The organism is Cupriavidus sp. 05T313, from assembly GCF_056396665.1.
Map to the genome: position 1 here is coordinate 1 of NZ_JBFTLX010000141.1, position 17,496 is coordinate 17,496.

At 64.8% G+C, this 17,496-nt stretch carries 17 protein-coding genes; 13 read left to right on the forward strand and 4 right to left on the reverse strand.

Annotated features, from left to right (window positions below; all coding sequences use genetic code 11):
- The 5 genes from AC1DKD_RS26170 to mnmA form a co-directional block, all read left to right on the forward strand.
- Nucleotides 1-357, forward strand: a 357-nt coding sequence (locus tag AC1DKD_RS26170) for a TorF family putative porin (RefSeq protein WP_441626258.1), incomplete at its 5' end; no start/stop codon positions are given.
- Nucleotides 358-492: 135 nt separating this feature from the next.
- Complete coding sequence (locus AC1DKD_RS26175) at nt 493-903, forward strand: hypothetical protein (protein ID WP_035867524.1); 411 nt, start codon at nt 493-495, stop codon at nt 901-903.
- On the forward strand, nt 890-1,864 hold the full coding sequence (gene dapA, locus AC1DKD_RS26180; protein WP_441626259.1) for a 4-hydroxy-tetrahydrodipicolinate synthase: 975 nt from the start codon (nt 890-892) through the stop codon (nt 1,862-1,864). The genes AC1DKD_RS26175 and dapA overlap by 14 nt, the downstream gene beginning before the upstream one ends.
- Nucleotides 1,865-1,952: 88 nt before the next feature.
- Nucleotides 1,953-2,456, forward strand: coding sequence for an NUDIX hydrolase (locus AC1DKD_RS26185; protein ID WP_441626260.1), 504 nt, complete (start codon nt 1,953-1,955; stop codon nt 2,454-2,456).
- Nucleotides 2,453-3,547 carry a tRNA 2-thiouridine(34) synthase MnmA gene (gene mnmA, locus AC1DKD_RS26190; protein WP_477143872.1) on the forward strand — a complete coding sequence of 365 codons (1,095 nt, stop codon included), beginning with the start codon at nt 2,453-2,455 and terminating at the stop codon, nt 3,545-3,547. The genes AC1DKD_RS26185 and mnmA overlap by 4 nt, the downstream gene beginning before the upstream one ends.
- Nucleotides 3,548-3,617: 70 nt before the next feature.
- On the opposite strand, the gene AC1DKD_RS26195 is transcribed toward mnmA, so the two are convergent.
- Nucleotides 3,618-4,232 (reverse strand): glutathione S-transferase family protein, encoded by a 615-nt coding sequence (locus AC1DKD_RS26195; protein ID WP_035867518.1) that lies wholly within the window; start codon nt 4,230-4,232, stop codon nt 3,618-3,620.
- 462 nt (nt 4,233-4,694) lie between these two features.
- On the opposite strand from AC1DKD_RS26195, the gene purB reads away from it, so the two are divergent.
- The 8 genes from purB (at nt 4,695) to AC1DKD_RS26235 (ending at nt 13,613) form a co-directional block, all read left to right on the forward strand.
- Entirely contained in the window at nt 4,695-6,071 is a 1,377-nt protein-coding gene (gene purB / locus AC1DKD_RS26200; RefSeq protein WP_035867515.1) for an adenylosuccinate lyase, read from the forward strand.
- A gap of 294 nt (nt 6,072-6,365) precedes the next feature.
- Nucleotides 6,366-6,956: a cytochrome b gene (locus tag AC1DKD_RS26205; protein ID WP_441626265.1), complete on the forward strand. Its 591-nt coding sequence runs from the start codon at nt 6,366-6,368 to the stop codon at nt 6,954-6,956.
- An 88-nt stretch (nt 6,957-7,044) separates the two neighbouring features.
- Entirely contained in the window at nt 7,045-7,617 is a 573-nt protein-coding gene (locus tag AC1DKD_RS26210) for a YceI family protein (protein ID WP_477143873.1), read from the forward strand.
- Nucleotides 7,618-7,692: 75 nt separating this feature from the next.
- Nucleotides 7,693-8,283, forward strand: a complete 591-nt coding sequence (locus tag AC1DKD_RS26215) for a YceI family protein (RefSeq protein WP_045237582.1) — start codon at nt 7,693-7,695, stop codon at nt 8,281-8,283.
- 438 nt (nt 8,284-8,721) lie between these two features.
- Nucleotides 8,722-10,113, forward strand: a complete 1,392-nt coding sequence (locus tag AC1DKD_RS26220) for a class I SAM-dependent methyltransferase (protein WP_441626269.1) — start codon at nt 8,722-8,724, stop codon at nt 10,111-10,113.
- A 22-nt stretch (nt 10,114-10,135) separates the two neighbouring features.
- Nucleotides 10,136-11,467, forward strand: coding sequence for a sensor histidine kinase (locus tag AC1DKD_RS26225; RefSeq protein WP_035867504.1), 1,332 nt, complete (start codon nt 10,136-10,138; stop codon nt 11,465-11,467).
- An 8-nt stretch (nt 11,468-11,475) separates the two neighbouring features.
- Nucleotides 11,476-12,609, forward strand: a complete 1,134-nt coding sequence (locus AC1DKD_RS26230) for a hybrid sensor histidine kinase/response regulator (RefSeq protein WP_441626273.1) — start codon at nt 11,476-11,478, stop codon at nt 12,607-12,609.
- The gene (locus AC1DKD_RS26235; protein WP_441626275.1) at nt 12,606-13,613 is read left to right on the forward strand and encodes a response regulator; all 1,008 of its coding nucleotides are present in this window, start codon (nt 12,606-12,608) and stop codon (nt 13,611-13,613) included. Before AC1DKD_RS26230 ends, AC1DKD_RS26235 begins: the two co-directional genes overlap by 4 nt.
- Nucleotides 13,614-13,721: 108 nt before the next feature.
- Here the strand turns inward: AC1DKD_RS26235 and secF are convergent, their stop codons facing one another.
- The 3 genes from secF to yajC all read right to left on the reverse strand — a co-directional run bounded on the left by secF (nt 13,722) and on the right by yajC (nt 17,225).
- Complete coding sequence (secF, locus tag AC1DKD_RS26240; protein WP_477143874.1) at nt 13,722-14,693, reverse strand: protein translocase subunit SecF; 972 nt, start codon at nt 14,691-14,693, stop codon at nt 13,722-13,724.
- Nucleotides 14,694-14,788: 95 nt separating this feature from the next.
- Nucleotides 14,789-16,660: a protein translocase subunit SecD gene (secD, locus tag AC1DKD_RS26245; RefSeq protein WP_441626279.1), complete on the reverse strand. Its 1,872-nt coding sequence runs from the start codon at nt 16,658-16,660 to the stop codon at nt 14,789-14,791.
- A 235-nt stretch (nt 16,661-16,895) separates the two neighbouring features.
- Nucleotides 16,896-17,225, reverse strand: coding sequence for a preprotein translocase subunit YajC (gene yajC, locus AC1DKD_RS26250; protein ID WP_035867491.1), 330 nt, complete (start codon nt 17,223-17,225; stop codon nt 16,896-16,898).
- Between the last annotated feature and the right edge of the window lie 271 nt (nt 17,226-17,496).

The following is a 17,496-nucleotide window of genomic DNA, read 5'->3' on the forward strand; positions in this document are numbered from 1 at the left end:
GAAGTGTATGTCGGCGCCGGCTACGGTCCTGTGTTCTTCAAGTATTCGCAGGCGCTGACCAACCTGTTCGGATTCGCCGACAGCAAGTACAGCTACTACGCCGACCTGTCGGCCAATGTGCCGCTGAATTTCTGGGACCTGACGCTGAATGCCCACGTGGGCTACCAGAACGTGAAACACGTGAACAGCGCCTCGTACACCGACTGGAAGCTGGGGCTGACCAAGGACCTGGGCAAGGGTTTCGCGCTGGCGGTCGCCTATATCGACACCAACGCTCACAAGTCGGTCTATACCAACGTGCCTGGCCGCTACATCGGCAAGGCTACCGCCTGGGCTTCGATCACCAAGACGTTCTGAGCAGGACGCCGCCGCCTTGCCATCTTGATGACATTTTGATGGCGCCGGCGGCGAATACTGCATCAACTTGAGGCCGCCCTGCCTAGCATGGATCCATCTCCAACAGACGACCCGCCCAACGCGGGTCCCGCTCAAATGCGACAGTCGAGCCTTGCCGTGGCCTTTGCTTCCGTGCCGCGCCGCCGTCTTTCCCGTGGCCAATCACGCAACGATTCCCGCACCGGACGCCTCCCCGCATCCGGCATCGAAGCTGCACCGGCCACCGCGCCGGGGATGGCCGTGGACACCGTGCACAGCTGGATCCGGCTGCGGCTGGCGGTGGCGTCGGGCCAGGTCTTCGCGCTGCGCCAGTCGCTGCACCGCGCGATCGGCCAGCTTGCGCGCATCTACGTGGTCGAAGTGGACCATCGCCATGGCGAGACCACACTGCATGTGGAAGTCGAGCGCGGTGGCCGCGATGCCGCCATGCACGCCATCATGATGGCTTTGCCGGCTGCCGAGTTCGGTGTCACGACGATGCTGGGGCAAGACCATGCCGCGCATTGACACCGGCGGGGCTGCGCGCGAAGACAGCGCTGCCGCGCGGGCGGGTTTTGCGCCGGCGCAGCGCGAAAAGTCCCCCGCGGCGCTGTGGCTGCCGCTGGTCACGCCGATGCGAGGCGGCGAGCTGGACCTGCCCGGGGCGCAGCGCCTGGCCGCGCACTATGTGGCAAGTGGCGTGGACGGGCTGGTCATCCTGGGCACGACCGGGGAGGGCGGACTGCTCTCCCCGGCGGAGCGGCTGACGTTTACCGCCGCGGTACTGGAGGCGGTGGACGGCACGGTGCCCGTGCTGGCCGGTGCCGGCGGCGTAGATACCCGCGCCGTCTGCGAGCAGGTGCGCCAGCTCGATCGCTTCGACCTGGCTGGCTACCTGGTGCCGCCGCCGTACTACCTGCGGCCGGGCGACGAAGGCATCGCCTGGCATTTCGAGCGCGTGGCGGACGCGACCTGGCGGCCGCTGATGTTGTACAACGTGCCCAAGCGCACGGGTTGCTCGCTGTCCCCGGCACTGGTGCGGCGGCTGGCGCTGCATCCACGCATCGTGGCGGTCAAGGAGTGCGATGCCACCGGGCTGCGTGAACTGGCGTGCAACGACCTGCTCGCCGTGTTCTGTGGCGAAGATGCGGCCATGCTCGACCACCTGCTGGCCGGCGGCGACGGCGTGGTGCCGGCTTGCGCGCACATCCGCCCGGATTTGTTCGTGCGCCTGCTGCAGTTGGTGGCGGCAGGCCGCCACGAAGCCGCGCGCGCGCTGTTCGCGCGACTGGCACCGCTGATCTCGCTGCTGTTCTCCGAGCCCAATCCGGTGCCGGTCAAGGCGGCATTGGCCTTGTGCGGCCTGATCGGCTCCGAAGTCAGGCGGCCGCTGGCGCCAGCCAGCCGGGCGTTGTGCGAACAGCTCGACCGGGCGATCGCTTCGCTGCCGCCGGCGGAGGCCGCAGAGCGCACTTTGCTCTTGGCTTAGTGACGGAGCCACCGCCGCGGCCGGGTGGCGCGGATGCGCGAAAGGGCGGCAACCGGTAGAATGCCGGATTGCCTAAAATTTGTGCATCATGTCACACGACTGGAATGCCAGCGTCACGGTCGCCGCGGTTATCGAGCGCGGCGGCCGCTTCCTGCTGGTGGAAGAAGAAACCCCCGATGGCCTGCGGCTGAACCAGCCCGCCGGCCATCTCGATCCGGGCGAAAGCCTGATCCACGCCGTCATCCGCGAAACGCTGGAAGAAACCGCGCACACCTTTGAGCCGCGCGCGCTGCTGGGCTGCTATACCGCCCGCGCGCATTCGGCCGGCACCACGGCGCGGCCGGGTGGCGACATCACCTATGTGCGCTTTGCCTTTACCGGCGAACTGGGCGCGCTCGATGCCGGGCGCCAGCTCGACGTGGGCATCGTGCGCACGGTGTGGATGAGCGCCGATGAGATCCGTGCCTGTCCCGATCGGCATCGCACGCCGCTGCTGATGGCCTGCATCGATGACTACCTGGCGGGCAAGCGCTTCGCGCTCGACGCGCTTTACACCCATCCCTCGGTGGTGGCCGGCGGAGCGCGGTCATGAGCGCGGGCAAGCGCGTGGTGGTGGGCATGTCGGGCGGGGTGGATTCCTCGGTGACGGCGTGGCTGCTCAAGCAGCAGGGCTACGAGGTGATCGGCCTGTTCATGAAGAACTGGGAAGACGACGACGACGGCGAGTACTGTTCGACCCGGCAGGACTGGCTGGACGTGGTGTCGGTGGCCGACCTGATCGGCGTCGACGTGGAGGCAGTCAATTTCGCCGCCGAGTACAAGGATCGCGTCTTCGCCGATTTCCTGCGCGAATACTCGGCGGGCCGCACGCCGAACCCCGACGTGCTCTGCAATGCCGAGATCAAGTTCAAGGCCTTCCTGGACCATGCCATGTCGCTGGGCGCGGACACCATCGCCACCGGCCACTACGCGCGCGTGCGCGAAGTGGCGGCAGGGGCGGGCGGGAGCCGGTTCGAACTGCTCAAGGCCTTCGACCACACCAAGGACCAGAGCTATTTCCTGCACCGGCTGAACCAGGCGCAGTTGTCGCGCACGCTGTTCCCGCTGGGCGAGATGCCCAAGACGCGGGTGCGCGAGATCGCCGCCGAGATCGGCCTGCCCAATGCGAAGAAGAAAGACTCCACCGGCATCTGCTTTATCGGCGAGCGGCCTTTCCGCGACTTCCTCAACCGCTACCTGCCGACCAGGCCGGGCCCGATGATGACACCCGACGGCAAGGAAGTCGGCCAGCATATCGGCTTGGCTTTCTACACGCTGGGGCAGCGCAAGGGCATCGGCCTGGGTGGCAGCCGCACCGGCAATGGCGATGCCTGGTACGTGGCGCGCAAGGACATGGCCAGCAATACGCTGTATGTGGTGCAGGGCCACGAGCATCCGTGGCTGCTCACGCCCACGCTTGATGCGGCCGACCTGTCATGGGTGGCGGGCGAGGGCCCGGCGGCTGGCACCACGTTGTCGGCCAAGTCGCGCTATCGCCAGAGCGACGCTCCGTGCACGGTGGCGGCGTCCACCGGCGATGCACTGCAACTGACCTTCGCGCAGGCGCAGTGGGCGGTCACGCCGGGCCAGTCCGCCGTGCTGTACGACGGCGACATCTGCCTGGGCGGCGRCATCATCCAGTGATGCGCGGCGCTGCCAGGGCATGAAAAAACCGGCCGTCTGGCCGGTTTTTTCATGGGCAGCCCGGAACGGCTCAGCCGCGCGGCGGCTCGGTGTCGATAAACGACTGGCGCTTGCCGAGCTTGTCCTGGTACACCGCGAGACGCGGGTGGCGCTCGCGCCAGGCGATGTCCGGGAAGCGGAAGTCGAGGTACGACAACGCGCAACCCACGGCCACGTCGGCCAGCGAGTAATGGTTGCCCGAGCACCAGGGCCGGTCGGCCATGCCGTCGGCGATGGCGGCCACCGCGGCGTCGATCTTGCCGAGCTGGCGCTTGACCCAGCGCTCGCTGCGCTGCTCCGGCTCGCGCTGGGTGTGTTCCAGGCGCGCCAGCAGGGCGGCATCGAGCAGGCCGTCGGCCAGCGCTTCCCAGCAGCGTACCTCGACGCGCTCGCGCCCGGCTTGCGGAATCATCCGGCTGACCGGCGTCAGCGTGTCGACATACTCGACGATCACGCGCGAATCGAAAATCGCGCCGCCGTCTTCCATGACCAGGCACGGTACCTTTCCCAGCGGGTTGAACTGGCCGATGGTGGTATCCGGCGACCACACGTCCACCTCGACCATCTGGTAGTCGATCTTCTTTTCCGCCATCACCACGCGCACCTTGCGCGCGTAAGGGCTGGTTTGCGATGCATACAGCTTCATGGACTCCCCTCGAGCTTGTTATGAAGTGCATCGGCGCTCCAGGCACGGCGGCCACGCCGGTGCGTCCGGCCGGCATGCCCGATGCACTTCATAACAGGCTAGCGGATCGGCGAGCGCGAGTATACCCGTGCCCCGCCCCGGATGTGCCCCGGGCGGGCGCAGCAGTGTCGTGGTGCCGATACGCGCGGGGTGGCCGGGCCCGCGAACGCGTCCACAGAAGGACAGCCACGATGGTAAAATGCCCGCTTTCCGCCGCGCTGCCAGTCGGTTGGCGCGCCTGATTAGGCTCTTTTCGTGCCGCTTCGGTATCGTTTCGGTGCTTTTTCACCTCTTTTGATCCGTTCCGGTCTTGTCGCTGACCGCTTCGGCTCGCCAGGGGTGGCGCCAGGCCACGTGCCCGCGCAATTTGCCCGCCCGGCCACGCTTGCGTAACCAGTTCCCCTATCCCTCCGGTCTCCCAGCATGTCTTCTTCCTCGCTTTCTCCGCTCACCGCCCTGTCCCCCATCGATGGCCGCTACGCCTCCAAGGCCGATGCGCTGCGCGAGTGGCTCTCGGAAGCTGCCTTCATGCGCAACCGCGTCAAGGTCGAAGTGCATTGGCTGATCGCGCTGTCGCAAGCCGGCCTGCCGGATATGCCCAAGTTCTCGCCGGCATCCGAAGCGGCCCTGCTGGCCCTGGTGGACAATTTCACCGAAGCCCACGCGTCGCGCATCAAGGAGATCGAGGCGGTCACCAACCATGACGTGAAGGCCGTGGAGTACTGGCTCAAGGAGCAGGTCAAGGGCAACGCCGAGCTGGAAGCCGCCAGCGAATTCATCCATTTCGCCTGCACCTCGGAAGATATCAACAATACCTCGCACGGCATGATGCTCAAGGGCGCCCGCGAAGGCGTGATCCTGCCGGCGCTGCAGCGCGTGCATGCGCGCCTCGTGGAACTGGCCCACGCCAACGCCCGCCAGCCGATGCTGTCSCGCACCCACGGGCAGCCGGCCAGCCCSACCACGCTGGGCAAGGAAATGGCCAATGTGGCGGCGCGCCTGGCACGTGCCATCGAACGCATCCAGCGCGTGGAACTGCTGGGCAAGATGAAYGGCGCGGTGGGYAACTACAACGCSCACCTGTCGGCGTATCCGGCCTTCGACTGGGAAGCTTTCTCGAAGCAAGTGATCGAGACSCGCCTGGGCCTGACCTTCAATCCCTACACCATCCAGATCGAGCCGCACGACTACATGGCCGAGCTGTTCGACGCCATTGCCCGCGCCAACACCATCCTGCTGGACCTGAACCGCGACATCTGGGGCTATATCTCGCTGGGCTACTTCAAGCAGCGCACCAAGGCTGGCGAAATCGGCTCGTCGACCATGCCGCACAAGGTCAACCCGATCGACTTCGAGAATTCCGAAGGCAACCTGGGTCTGGCCAATGCGGTGCTGCGCCACCTGTCGGAAAAGCTGCCGCTGTCGCGCTGGCAGCGCGATCTGACCGATTCCACGGTGCTGCGCAACATGGGCGTGGCCTTTGGCTACAGCCTGCTGGCCTACGAGGCCTGCCTGCGCGGCCTGGGCAAGCTGGAAACCAACCCCGAGCGCCTGGACGAAGACCTCGACAACTGCTGGGAAGTGCTGGCCGAGCCGGTCCAGACCGTGATGCGCCGCTTCGGCGTGCCCAACCCCTACGAGCAGCTCAAGGAGCTGACGCGCGGCAAGGGCATCTCGCGCGAGGCGCTGCAGACCTTCATCGGCGGCCTGGCGATTCCCGACGATGCCAAGAAGCTGCTGCTGGAAATGACCCCGGCCAGCTATATCGGCCGCGCGGTGAGCCTCGCCGAACGGGTGTAATCTTCCCGGCGTGGGCGGTCCGAGCGTTTCGGATCGCACCTTGCCGGCAGGCACGTTGCAATAAAGCCACCCCATGGGTGGTTTTTTTGTTACGCGCCCGGCATGCGCACAGGCGGGCAGGCGCCGCGTCCTGGTTGCGACGAATTGTCACTTCAAACCATTTGAATGATTCCATGAATTTCAGACCGTTCCGCAACACGCCGGGCGCACAATAATGCGAGAATTCAACGGCACGCATGATTGCCATTCAGTAAAAGTTTATGAAACGCCCGCATAGGGCAGGGGTCTTCTTCCATGCATTCCCAAGCCAAAGCCAGTGCCCACGCCGGCACCGCTCCAGGGCCGTCATCGGCGTCCGCTTATGGCGCGACCGCGATCGGCCTGCACTGGATCATCGCCTTGCTGATCTTTGCCGCCTTCGGGCTGGGCCTGTACATGACCAGCATCCCGGGCCTGTCGATGCTCAAGCTCAAGCTGTTTTCATGGCACAAGTGGATCGGCGTGACGGTATTCGCCTTTGCCGCGCTGCGCGTGCTCTGGCGCGCTACGCACCGCGCTCCGGCTCCGGCAGCCGGCACCCCGGCCTGGCAGGCCAAGGCGGCCCACGCCGCCCACGTGCTGCTGTACGTGCTGATCGTGGTGGTGCCGGTTACCGGCTACCTGTACAGCTCAGCCTCAGGCGTTCCCGTGGTCTACCTTGGCATCTGGCAACTGCCCGCGCTGCTCGAGAAAAACGATGAGCTCAAGGAAATCCTGAAGCTGGCGCATATCTGGCTGAACTACCTGATGGCCGTCATCGTCGTAGTCCATGCGGCCGCCGCCCTCAAGCATCAGTTCATCGAGCGCGACGGTACACTGGCGCGCATGCTGCCGTTCCTCAAGTAGGGCAAGGCGGGGCCCCGTCCCGTTTCTCCGCCCTGACTGACCATTGACCGAGGGCCGCACGGCCCTCCTAGCGACAGGAGTTCTTTTCATGAAACGCATTCCCCGCGCGAGCGCGCTCCTGATGGCGGCCACGCTGGCCACCGCCGGCATCGGGGCGAATTACGCCTGGGCCCAGGTCGACGCGGCCAAGAGCTCGGTCACCGCGACAGCCCGCCAGATCGGCGTGCCGATGGAAGGCAAGTTCAAGAAATTCGATGCCGCGGTATCGTTCGATCCCGCCAAGCTGGCAGCGTCCTCGGCCAAGGTCGAGATCGACGTGTCCAGCTTCGAGATCGGCGATGCAGAGACCACCAAGGAGGTAAAGGGGCGCGACTGGTTCGACGCGGCCAAGTACCCCAAGGCGGTGTTCCAGTCGACCAGCATCAAGGCCGGCGCAGCCGGCAAGTATGAGGTGGCGGGCAAGCTSACCATCAAGGGCAAGACCCWGGACGTGGTGATTCCGGCAAGCTATCGCCAGGACGCCGGCGGCCAGGTGTTCGAAGGTGTGCTGCCGATCAAGCGCACCGTGTATAACATCGGCGATGGCGAGTGGAAGGATACTTCCGTCGTTGCCGACGATGTCCAGATCAAATTTCGTATCGTGACCGCGGCCAGGAAGTAAGCGCGCAGCGCCCGTATTCCCTGTCGCACCTTTGTACCTTTGCTGTTCATCCCCAACTTTTTGCCGGGAGTTCTCATGAAACTGCGCACCATCCTCGCCGCTGTCGCGGCCCTTTCCGCCAGCGCCGCCGTCGGCGTGGCGTCCGCCAACACGGTGACTTACAACCTCGATCCGACCCACACGTACCCGAGCTTCGAAGCCGACCACCTTGGCGGCCTGTCGACCTGGCGCGGCAAGTTCGAGAAGTCGAGCGGCGTGGTGACGCTGGATCGCGTTGCCAAGACCGGCACGGTGGACATCAAGATCGACGCCGCCTCGGTCGACTTCGGCAACAGCAAGCTGAACCAGCACGCGAAGGGCCCCGACATGTTCAATGTCGAAGCCTTCCCGGAAGCCACCTACAAGGGCAAGTTCACCAAGTTCAATGGCGACGTGCCGACCGAAGTCGATGGTCTGCTGACCCTGCATGGCGTGACCAAGCCGGTCAAGCTGGAGATCCGCGATTTCAAGTGCATCCAGCATCCGATGCTCAAGCGCGAAGCCTGCGGCGCCGATGCCGTGGGTAGCTTCAGCCGTGCCGATTTCGGTATCGACTACGGCGTGAAGATGGGTTTCAAGCCCGAGGTCAAGCTGGCGATCCAGGTCGAAGGCGTGAAGGCCGACTAAGACGGACGACAGATACGTCGCGAGGTCCGGGGGTTGCCCCCGACTTCGCGCATCTGGGTAACAAAGAAAAAGGCCGGGGCGCAATCCCGGCCTTTTTCTTTGTTACCAGCACATTGGGCAAGCCTGCGCGGGCATCGCCCAGGTTGTGTTGTCCGCACCTGGCGGCCACAGTACAATGATCCGCTAGTATTCAGTTACAGTCTCACTCAGTCACAGTCTCAGTCACCGTTACCAGGGTGTAGTCGCGTGCGTGCCTGCCTGCCATCAGTCAAGGACGCCCATGCCCGCAACCGATTACCGACATGTATCCCAGCAGTACCCCCTGATACTGGTCTAGCGTAGCGATCCATCGCCCTACGAGCTGTACCCGGCCAGTCAATGCCACACTGTTGAACTGGGCGGCCGGCAGCGTTTCTCGGATTTCYCTGGCGCAATACCGTGTACTCCCAAACGCAAATCGATCCGGTGGTCAGTTTCCGCAACTCGCAGGGCGAGCAGGTGCGGGGCACAATTATCAATCTCCAGAGAAAGTCTCTGGTGATGGAAATCTACAACCCATACTCGATCGTCCAGGTCAGCGAGGTGCTGAGCGAGCTGAGTGTGCGCATGGGGACCAAGAACGCCTACCTGGGCAAGGCGGTGGTGATGAGCCTGGTGAACACCGGCCTCACCGCGGTGGTATCGCTCACGCTGATCGACGAATGGCGCGAGTTGAGCGACCTGCCCAACGAGCCGAAATCGGTCGGGCGCGAAGCAGAACTGTTTATCAAAGACTGGGACGCGCGCTTCAATATCCGGCGCGATTACCAGATCGTGGTCAATGAAATGCGCGCGTTTCTCTCTGAAGTATCGCGCTGGGTCGAGCAGGTCGACCTGACCGAAAACCTGCCCAAGACCGATGGACGGTTGCGGGAGGACGTGTTCTACGAGCTGGCCACGCCGATCATGCTCAAGACCAAGTCCTACCTGGACCGGCTGGAAGGCGAGGCCGAGCAGGTGGACGCCGAGATCGCGCCCGTGCACCGTACCTATGCGCAGTCGGCCCTGCATCCGTTGCTGCTGCGCGCCCCCTTTGTCTATCGCACCTTCACCAAGCCGCTGGGCTACGCCGGCGACTACGAGATGGTCAACCAGATCCTGAGCGACCCGCAGCAGGGCCCGACCACTTACTTCCAGATTGTCAACACGGCCTTCCTCAAGGCGGCGGTAGCCACCGCCCACCGCAACCGGATCGACCTGCTGGTGGACTTCCTGTCGCGCCAGGCGGACGCCGCCCGTGCGGCCGGCAGGCCGTTCCGCGTGCTCAATGTCGGTTGCGGCCCGGCCTTCGAGATCCAGCGCTTCGTGCGTGAATATGCGCAGCCCGAGCTGCTGTCGTTCCAGTTGGTCGATTTCAGCGAGGAGACGCTGGCCTACACCAAGTCCTCCATCGAAAATTCGGCGGCCTCGGCGGGGCACAAGGTATCGGTGGAGATGGTGCACCAGTCGGTGCATGAACTGCTCAAGCGCAAGATTTCGCCGGACGATGCCGCGCTGCGCGAGTTCGACGCGGTGTATTGCGCGGGGCTGTTCGACTACCTGTCGGATAAGGTGTGTTCCCGGCTGCTAAGCTATTTTGCCGCGCGTACACGGCCTGGCGGCCAGCTGCTGGTGACCAATGTCCACTCCGCCAACCCCGAGAAGTTCGGCATGGAACATTTGCTGGAGTGGTACCTGATCTATCGCGACGAGGCCAGGATGAGTATGCTGCTGCCCGAGCAATCCCGCGACCATAAGCTCTATGTCGACCAGACCGGAGTCAATGTGTTCGCCGAAGCGATCATCCTCTGAAACACCAGTAGCCGGCCCAGCCATGAGCACGAATCAACTTTACGCGGGTTACCAGACCGAGCTGGCGGATTTCCGCCTGGCCTTCAGCCGCGGCGGCGCGTATACCGCCATCGTGCTGGTGCTGCTCGGCGTGGGGCTGGACTATGGCCAGTACCCGCAGCTGCAGGCGCCGTTCGCGGTGGCGCGCGTGCTGGTGTCGCTGCTGATCGCCGGCATTGTCATGCTGTTGTACAGCACCGCGGGGCGGCGCTTCGCGCCGTGGCTGACCTTGTCATGGCTGCTGCTGCCGCAGATCATGATCTCCTGGATGATCTGGCATACGGACGGCGTGGAATCGCCCTACTACGTGGGGCTGAACCTGGCCATCTTCGCCTCCGGCATCGCATTGCCTTTCGGCCTGTGGCAGAACCTGGTGTTCGGGGTCCTTTCCTACCTGTTCTACCTGCTTGCCTGCCTGCTGCATTCCGGCGGCATCGAGCCGGCCGGCACCTTTATCGTCAATTCGCTGTTCCTGCTGTTTGCCGCGGCGGCCAGCGCGGTCTATACCTTCTTCAACGAGCGGGCGCGCTTCATGCTTTTCCGCCTGAAGGCCGAAGTGGCGGAAAAGAACGCCGAGCTCGAAGTCATCAACCGCAAGCTGGTCGACATCAAGGGCCAGATGCTGCAGCAGGAAAAGATGGCCGCCATCGGTACGCTGGCCGCGGGCCTGCTGCATGAGGTCAACAACCCGGTCAACTTTTGCCTGATGGCGATCGAGGTTGCGCTGGAAGAGCCGGTAGCCAAGAATGAGCCGATGCTGCAGGAGTGCCTGGTCGATGCCAAGCAGGGCATGCAACGTATCCAGCATATCGTGTCGGACCTGAAGACTTTTGCCTATCGCAAGCCCGGCGCCGAAGCCGAAGGCACGCCGTTCCTGTTCGAAAAGGCGCTCGATTCGTCGATCCGGCTGACCGCGCATGAGTTGCGCGGGGTCGCCGTCACGCGCGAGTTGCCCACCGATACGCTGGTACTGGGCGACGAAGCGGCGGTGATCGGCGTGCTGATCAATTTGTTTTCCAATGCCGCGCTGGCCATGCGCAAGGCCGGCACGCAGAGCCCGGCGATCCACACCACGGTGAAGTGGGTCGAGCGCCGGTTGCATGTCACGGTCAAGGACAATGGCCCCGGCATCGCGTCCGAGCACCTGGCGCGCGTGTTCGAGCCGTTCTTCACGACACGTGAAGTCGGGCAGGGCCTAGGCCTGGGCCTGTCGATCAGCTACGCGGTGATCGAGCGCCATGGTGGCGTGCTGTTTGCTGAAAGCGAGCTGGGCCAGTGGGCCTCGTTCAGCTTCGACCTGCCGCGAGCCGACTGAGGAGCGTCATGAGCGATGCCCGGCAACCGAAGCTTACCGTCCTCTACGTCGATGACGAGGAGATGGCATGCAAGTACTTCGCCCGCGCGGTTGGCACGGAGTACGAGGTGCTGGTCGCCAGCGGCGCCGATGAGGCAATCGTCGTCCTGCGCCGGGAGAGCGCGCGCGTCGCCGTGCTGGTGACGGATTTCCGCATGCCAGGCCGTAATGGCGGCGACCTGCTGCGACAGGTGGCGCTCGAGTACCCGCAGATCGTCCGCATCCTGGTGACCGCCTATGCGGACAAAGACATGCTGTTGCAGACGGTCAACACCGGCGAGGTGTTCCGCATCCTGGAGAAGCCCCTCGAACTGGGGCAGGTGCGCGAGACGCTGCGACTGGCGGCGGAACGTTACCGCGAGCGTTCGGTGCGCCACCAGCGCCTGATGGCGATCGACGAGACGCTCGCCTTTCTCGCCCATGAACTGAATACACCGCTGGCGGCGATCGCAAATTTTGCCCGCGGCATCGAAAGCCGGATCGCGGCGGAATACAATCCGCAGCGCCAGAGCGAGATCGGCCAGGCGGCAACGTCGATGCACGACAACGCGCAGTATTGCCTGGCCGTGATTTCGTCTTTCCTGCAGTCGGTGCGCAGCAGCGGGGGCCGGCCCAGCACGCAGCCCAATGCCAGCCGGGAAGTGACTGCCGGCGCCCTGATCGCCGCGCTGCTCGATACCTACCCGTTCGCGGGGCCGCAGCGCGAGTGGGTGCAGGTCGAGATGCAAGACGACTTTGCCGTGCGCACGCTGCCCAATTGCGTGGCGCTGGTCTTGTCGTCGCTGCTGTCCAACTCGCTGCGCGCCCTCGATGGCGTCGCCGCGCCGTCGCTGCGCTTCGTGGTGGCGGCCGAGCCCGAGGCCGCGATCCGCATTTGCGACAACGGCCCGGGCATACCGCCGGAAGTGATGGGGCGCCTGCTGGTGGACCCGGTCACCACCCATGCGAATACGGGTGGCAACGGGCTGGGCATGATTTTCTGCAACCGTGTCATGCAGTCTTTCGGTGGCGGCATCCGGATCGAGTCGACGTCCGGTGCGGGCACCACCGTAACACTGGATTTTCCAAATACCAAGAGTCGAATGCACAGGAGTAATCGATGAACGAACCGAATGCCACGCAGGCACCATCACCGGCGATTCTGTTCGTCGATGACGAGGCGACGGCCGTCAAGTATTTCCAGCGTGCCATCGGAGCCCTGGCGCCGGTCGTGACCGGCGGCTCGGTGGAAGAAGGCAAGGCGCTGCTGGATGCGCACGCCGACAGCCTGGCGGTCCTGGTCTCCGACCAGCGGATGCCAGGCGAGTACGGCAACGAACTGCTGCGCTACGCGCGCGAGCGCTATCCGCATATCGTGCGGATCCTGACGACGGCCTACTCGGAGATCGAGCACACCGTCGCCGCGGTCAACGAAGGCCAGATCCACCGCTACATCAAGAAGCCGTGGGACATTACCGCGCTGCGCATGGAGCTCAAGCAGGCGCTGGAGATGGCAGGCCTGCGCAAGGAACGCGACCAGTTGCTGCGCGAGAAGCTGAGCGTGCTGCAAAGGCAGACCATCGCCGCGCGCATCGGCCTGATCCGCACGCTGTCGGCCAGCCTGATTGGCCCGGAGCGTTTCCAGCCGGTGGAAACCTACCTGGCTTCGGCCGCGCTGGCAGGCGTACAGAATCCCGAGCCGGACTGGCTGCTGATGGACTACGCCGACCTGGTGGCGGCGGAAAGCCGGCGCAGCGGCAGCTTCGGCTATGCGGTGGCGGCAAGGCTCGCGGGCCTGCGTACGCAATTCACCGGCCGTGGCGCGGGCGATGCTGTGGCGCTACTGGCCGAGACGCTGGCCGAGGCCGGCGGGGTGGACGTGGTGCGCCGGGATGGCGATGCCCTGGTGTGGATTCACGGTGCCGCGCTTGGCGAATACCTGGGCGAGCCGGTGGACAAGGAGGTCTCCGCGCGCCATGTGGCCTGGCTGGCCGGACTGCTGTGGCTGGATGAAGCCGGCGGGGCGCTGAAGGCCGTGCGCGAGGGCGGCTCGATCGTCTACCGCGCCGCCGAGCGCACGGCCGAGTTTTCCGCGGATCGCCTGGCGGTGTGGATCGAGCAGTTCTGACGCGCTGGCGACATACGGTGCCCGGATCGAAGCGGGCAGGCGCGGCAATGAAAAATGGGCACCCGAAGGTGCCCATTTTTCATTGACGGAGAATCCGTTGCGGGGCCGTCAGGCCTGCGCGCCGAAGTTCGGGTCGTCGCGGTCGACGTCGCCCGGCTTCTTCTCGCCCTTGACCAGGTCCTCGCGCTTGACGCCCAGCCACATGGCCAGCGCCGCGGCAACGAACACCGAGGAGTAGATGCCGAACAAGATGCCGACGGTCAGCGCCAGTGCGAAGTAGTGCAGGGTGGGGCCACCGAAGAAGAACATCGACAGCACCATCATTTCGGTCGAACCGTGGGTGATGATGGTCCGCGAGATGGTGCTGGTGATCGCGTTGTCGATGATCTCATGCGTGGTCATCTTGCGGTACTTGCGGAAGTTCTCGCGGATCCGGTCGAAGATCACGACCGATTCGTTGACCGAGTAGCCCAGCACCGCCAGGATCGCCGCCAGCACCGACAGGGAGAATTCCCACTGGAAGAAGGCGAAGAAGCCCAGGATGATCACCACGTCGTGCAGGTTGGCGATGATGCCGGCGACAGCGAACTTCCACTCGAAGCGGAACGACAGGTAGATCACGATGCCGGCCACCACGCACAGCAGCGCCAGCAGGCCRTCSGTGGCCAGTTCCTTGCCGACCTGCGGRCCGACGAACTCSACRCGCTGGAGCTTSACRTCCGGYGYGGCGGCCTGCAGCGCGCCCATCACCTGCTCGCTCTGCTGGGCCGAGGTGACGGGCTTGCCGTCAGGGCCTTTTTGCAGCGGCAGGCGGATCATCACGTCGCGCGAGGTGCCGAAGTTCTGCACCTGCACGTCGCTGTAGCCCAGCTTGCCGACCTGGCCGCGGATATGCTCGAGATCGGCCGGCTGCTGGTAGTTGACCTCCATCACCGTGCCGCCCGTGAACTCGATCGACAGGTGCAGGCCCTTGTGCGCGAGGAAGAATACGGCGGCGGCAAACGTCAGGAAGGAAATCACGTTGAAGATCAACGCGTGCTTCATGAACGGAATGTCGCGCCGGATGCGGAAGAATTCCATGTTGAATCCTGTTTAATACGGCAGCTGTGCTGCTGTTTTGTACTGCAGGTCTATGCTGGTTGGCTGCCGCGCGCCCGGCGCGGCAGCCATGATGCTTACTTGGCGACGGTGCCCTGGCTGTCCGAGCCCGGCTTCCAGATCTGGCCGATMGCCACGCTCTGSAGCTTCTTCTTGCGRCCGTACCAGAGGTTGACCAGGCCACGATTGAAGAACACCGCCGAGAACATCGAGGTCATGATGCCCAGGCAGTGCACCACGGCGAAGCCGCGCACAGGGCCGGAGCCGAAGGCCAGCAGCGCCAGGCCGGCGATCAGCGTGGTCACGTTCGAGTCCAGGATGGTGGCCCAGGCGCGGTCGAAGCCGACGGCGATTGCCATCTGCGGCGTAGCGCCCGCGCGCAGTTCCTCGCGGATACGTTCGTTGATCAGCACGTTGGCGTCGATGGCCATGCCGAGCACCAGCGCGATAGCGGCGATGCCGGGCAGCGTCAGCGTGGCCTGCAGCATCGACAGCACCGCCACCAGCAGCAGCAGGTTGACGGCCAGCGCGGCCACCGAGAACACGCCGAACAGCATGTAGTACAGCATCATGAAGACGGCAATGGCACCGAAGCCGTAGGCCACGGAGTCAAAACCCTTCTTGATGTTGTCCGCGCCCAGCGACGGGCCGATGGTGCGTTCCTCGATGATTTCCATCGGCGCGGCCAGCGAGCCGGCGCGCAGCAGCAGGGCCAGGTCGTTGGCGGCTTCGGTGGAGTAGGAGCCGGTGATCTGGAAGCTGGAGCCGAGTTCGGACTGGATGGTCGCGACAGTCAGGACCTCGCCCTTGCCCTTCTCGAACAGCACGATGCCCATCGGCTTGCCAATGTTCTCGCGCGAGACGTCGCGCAGCACGCGGCCGCCCTGGGCGTCGAGCTTGATGTTGACGGAGGGACGCTGGTTCTGGTCGAAGCCGGCCGAGGCGCTTTCAATGCGGTCGCCGGTGAAGATGACCTGCTTCTTGAGCACCACCGGGGCGCCGTTGCCCTGCGTGAACAGCTCGCTGCCGAAGGGGATCGGGTCGCCCGGACGCGGGTTGCGAGGTGCCTCGGGGTCCGCCAGGCGGGCTTCCAGCGTAGCGGTGCGGCCGATGATGTCCTTGGCCTTGGCGGTGTCCTGCACGCCCGGCAGCTGTACCACGATGCGGTCGGCGCCTTGCTGCTGGATCACCGGCTCGGCCACGCCGAGCTCGTTGACCCGGTTGTGCAGGGTGGTGATGTTCTGCTTGACCGCCGCATCCTGCACCGCCTTGCGGGCGGCCTCGGTGAATACGCCGGCGATGTTGCTGCCGTCCGGGGTGAACGCCAGCTCGCGCAGGCTATCGGCCAGGATGGCACGCGCCTTGGTGGCGTCGTCGGCGTTATTGAAGCGCACCGTCAGGCGATCGCCGTCGCGGTCGATGCCGCCATGGCGGATGCCCTTGTCGCGCAGCAACGTGCGGGCGTCGCCGGCGAGGCTGTCGAGCTTCTTGTCGACCGCGCCCTTCATGTCCACCTGCAGCAGGAAGTGCACGCCACCGCGCAGGTCCAGCCCCAGGTACATCGGCAGCGCGTGCATGGCGGTGAGCCAGCGCGGCGAACCCGACAACAGGTTGAGCGCGACCACGTAGGTGGCGTCACTGGGGTCCGGGTTGAGCGTGCGCGTCAGGATGTCCTTGGCCTTGAGCTGCTCGTCGGGCGTGCGGAAACGTGCCTTGACCGAGCCGGACTGGCCGTTCAGGTCGAAGAACATGCCGTCGGGCTGCAGGTTGTTCTGTGCCAGGATCTGCTCGATCTGCTTCTGCATGGCCAGGTCGATCTTGACCGTGGCCTTGGCGGAGGAGACCTGCACGGCAGGCGCCTCGCCGAAGAAGTTCGGCAGCGTATAGGTGATGCCGATGGCCAGCGCCACCAGGATCACGAGGTATTTCCAAAGCGGATAACGATTCATCTTTGGCCAGTCGTTCTTCGGTTGGCGGGGCCGACGTTACCGTCAGCAGGGAGGTCGGCACCACCGCACCGGTTGGCAAACAGCCGCCTGGCATCCACGGATAACCCGGGCTGGATCAGGCGGCTGCGGGGGCACGCGCGCTAAAGGCGTGCCGGGAAGGGCGAAAAAGCAGGCTAACGGGCGGGAGAGCGGTAAAAGCCGGAATATGGCAACGATCCACCCGCTATCGCGGTGCTCAGAGCGACTTCAGCGAGCCCTTGGGCAGCACCGTGGTGACCGCGCTCTTCTGCACCGTGATTTCGGTGCCCGCGGCGATTTCGAGGGTCACGTATTGCTCGTTGACCTTGGTGACGCGGCCAAGGATACCGCCGGCGGTGACCACTTCGTCATTCTTGGCCAGGGCTTCCATCATTGCCTTCGCTTCTTTCTGGCGCTTCATCTGCGGGCGGATCATGATGAACCACAGCACCGCGAACATCAGGATGATAGGCAGGAAACTCATCAGGCCACCCGCCGCGCCGCCGGTGACACCGGCAGTCTGGGCAAATGCGTTAGAAATCAGCACGTTGCTTCTCCGTCACAAAGTCAGTCAGTTAGTCGATCATTCTACCACCCGCTTGCAACCGCACTGCACGCCGGATAAGGGCAATTGCAGTGGTTTACGGGTTTGTTCGGAGCGCCTTGGGYGCCGCTTGCGGCAGCCGGGCACCGCTATTCGACCGGCGCCCGGCGGAAAGTTCACGCCGGCGCGCCGGGTGCGGCTCACTGCGGCCCGCGCGCGCGGTCGGCGGCGAACTGCAGGCGGAAGGCTTCGAAGCGGTGCTGCTCGATGGCTT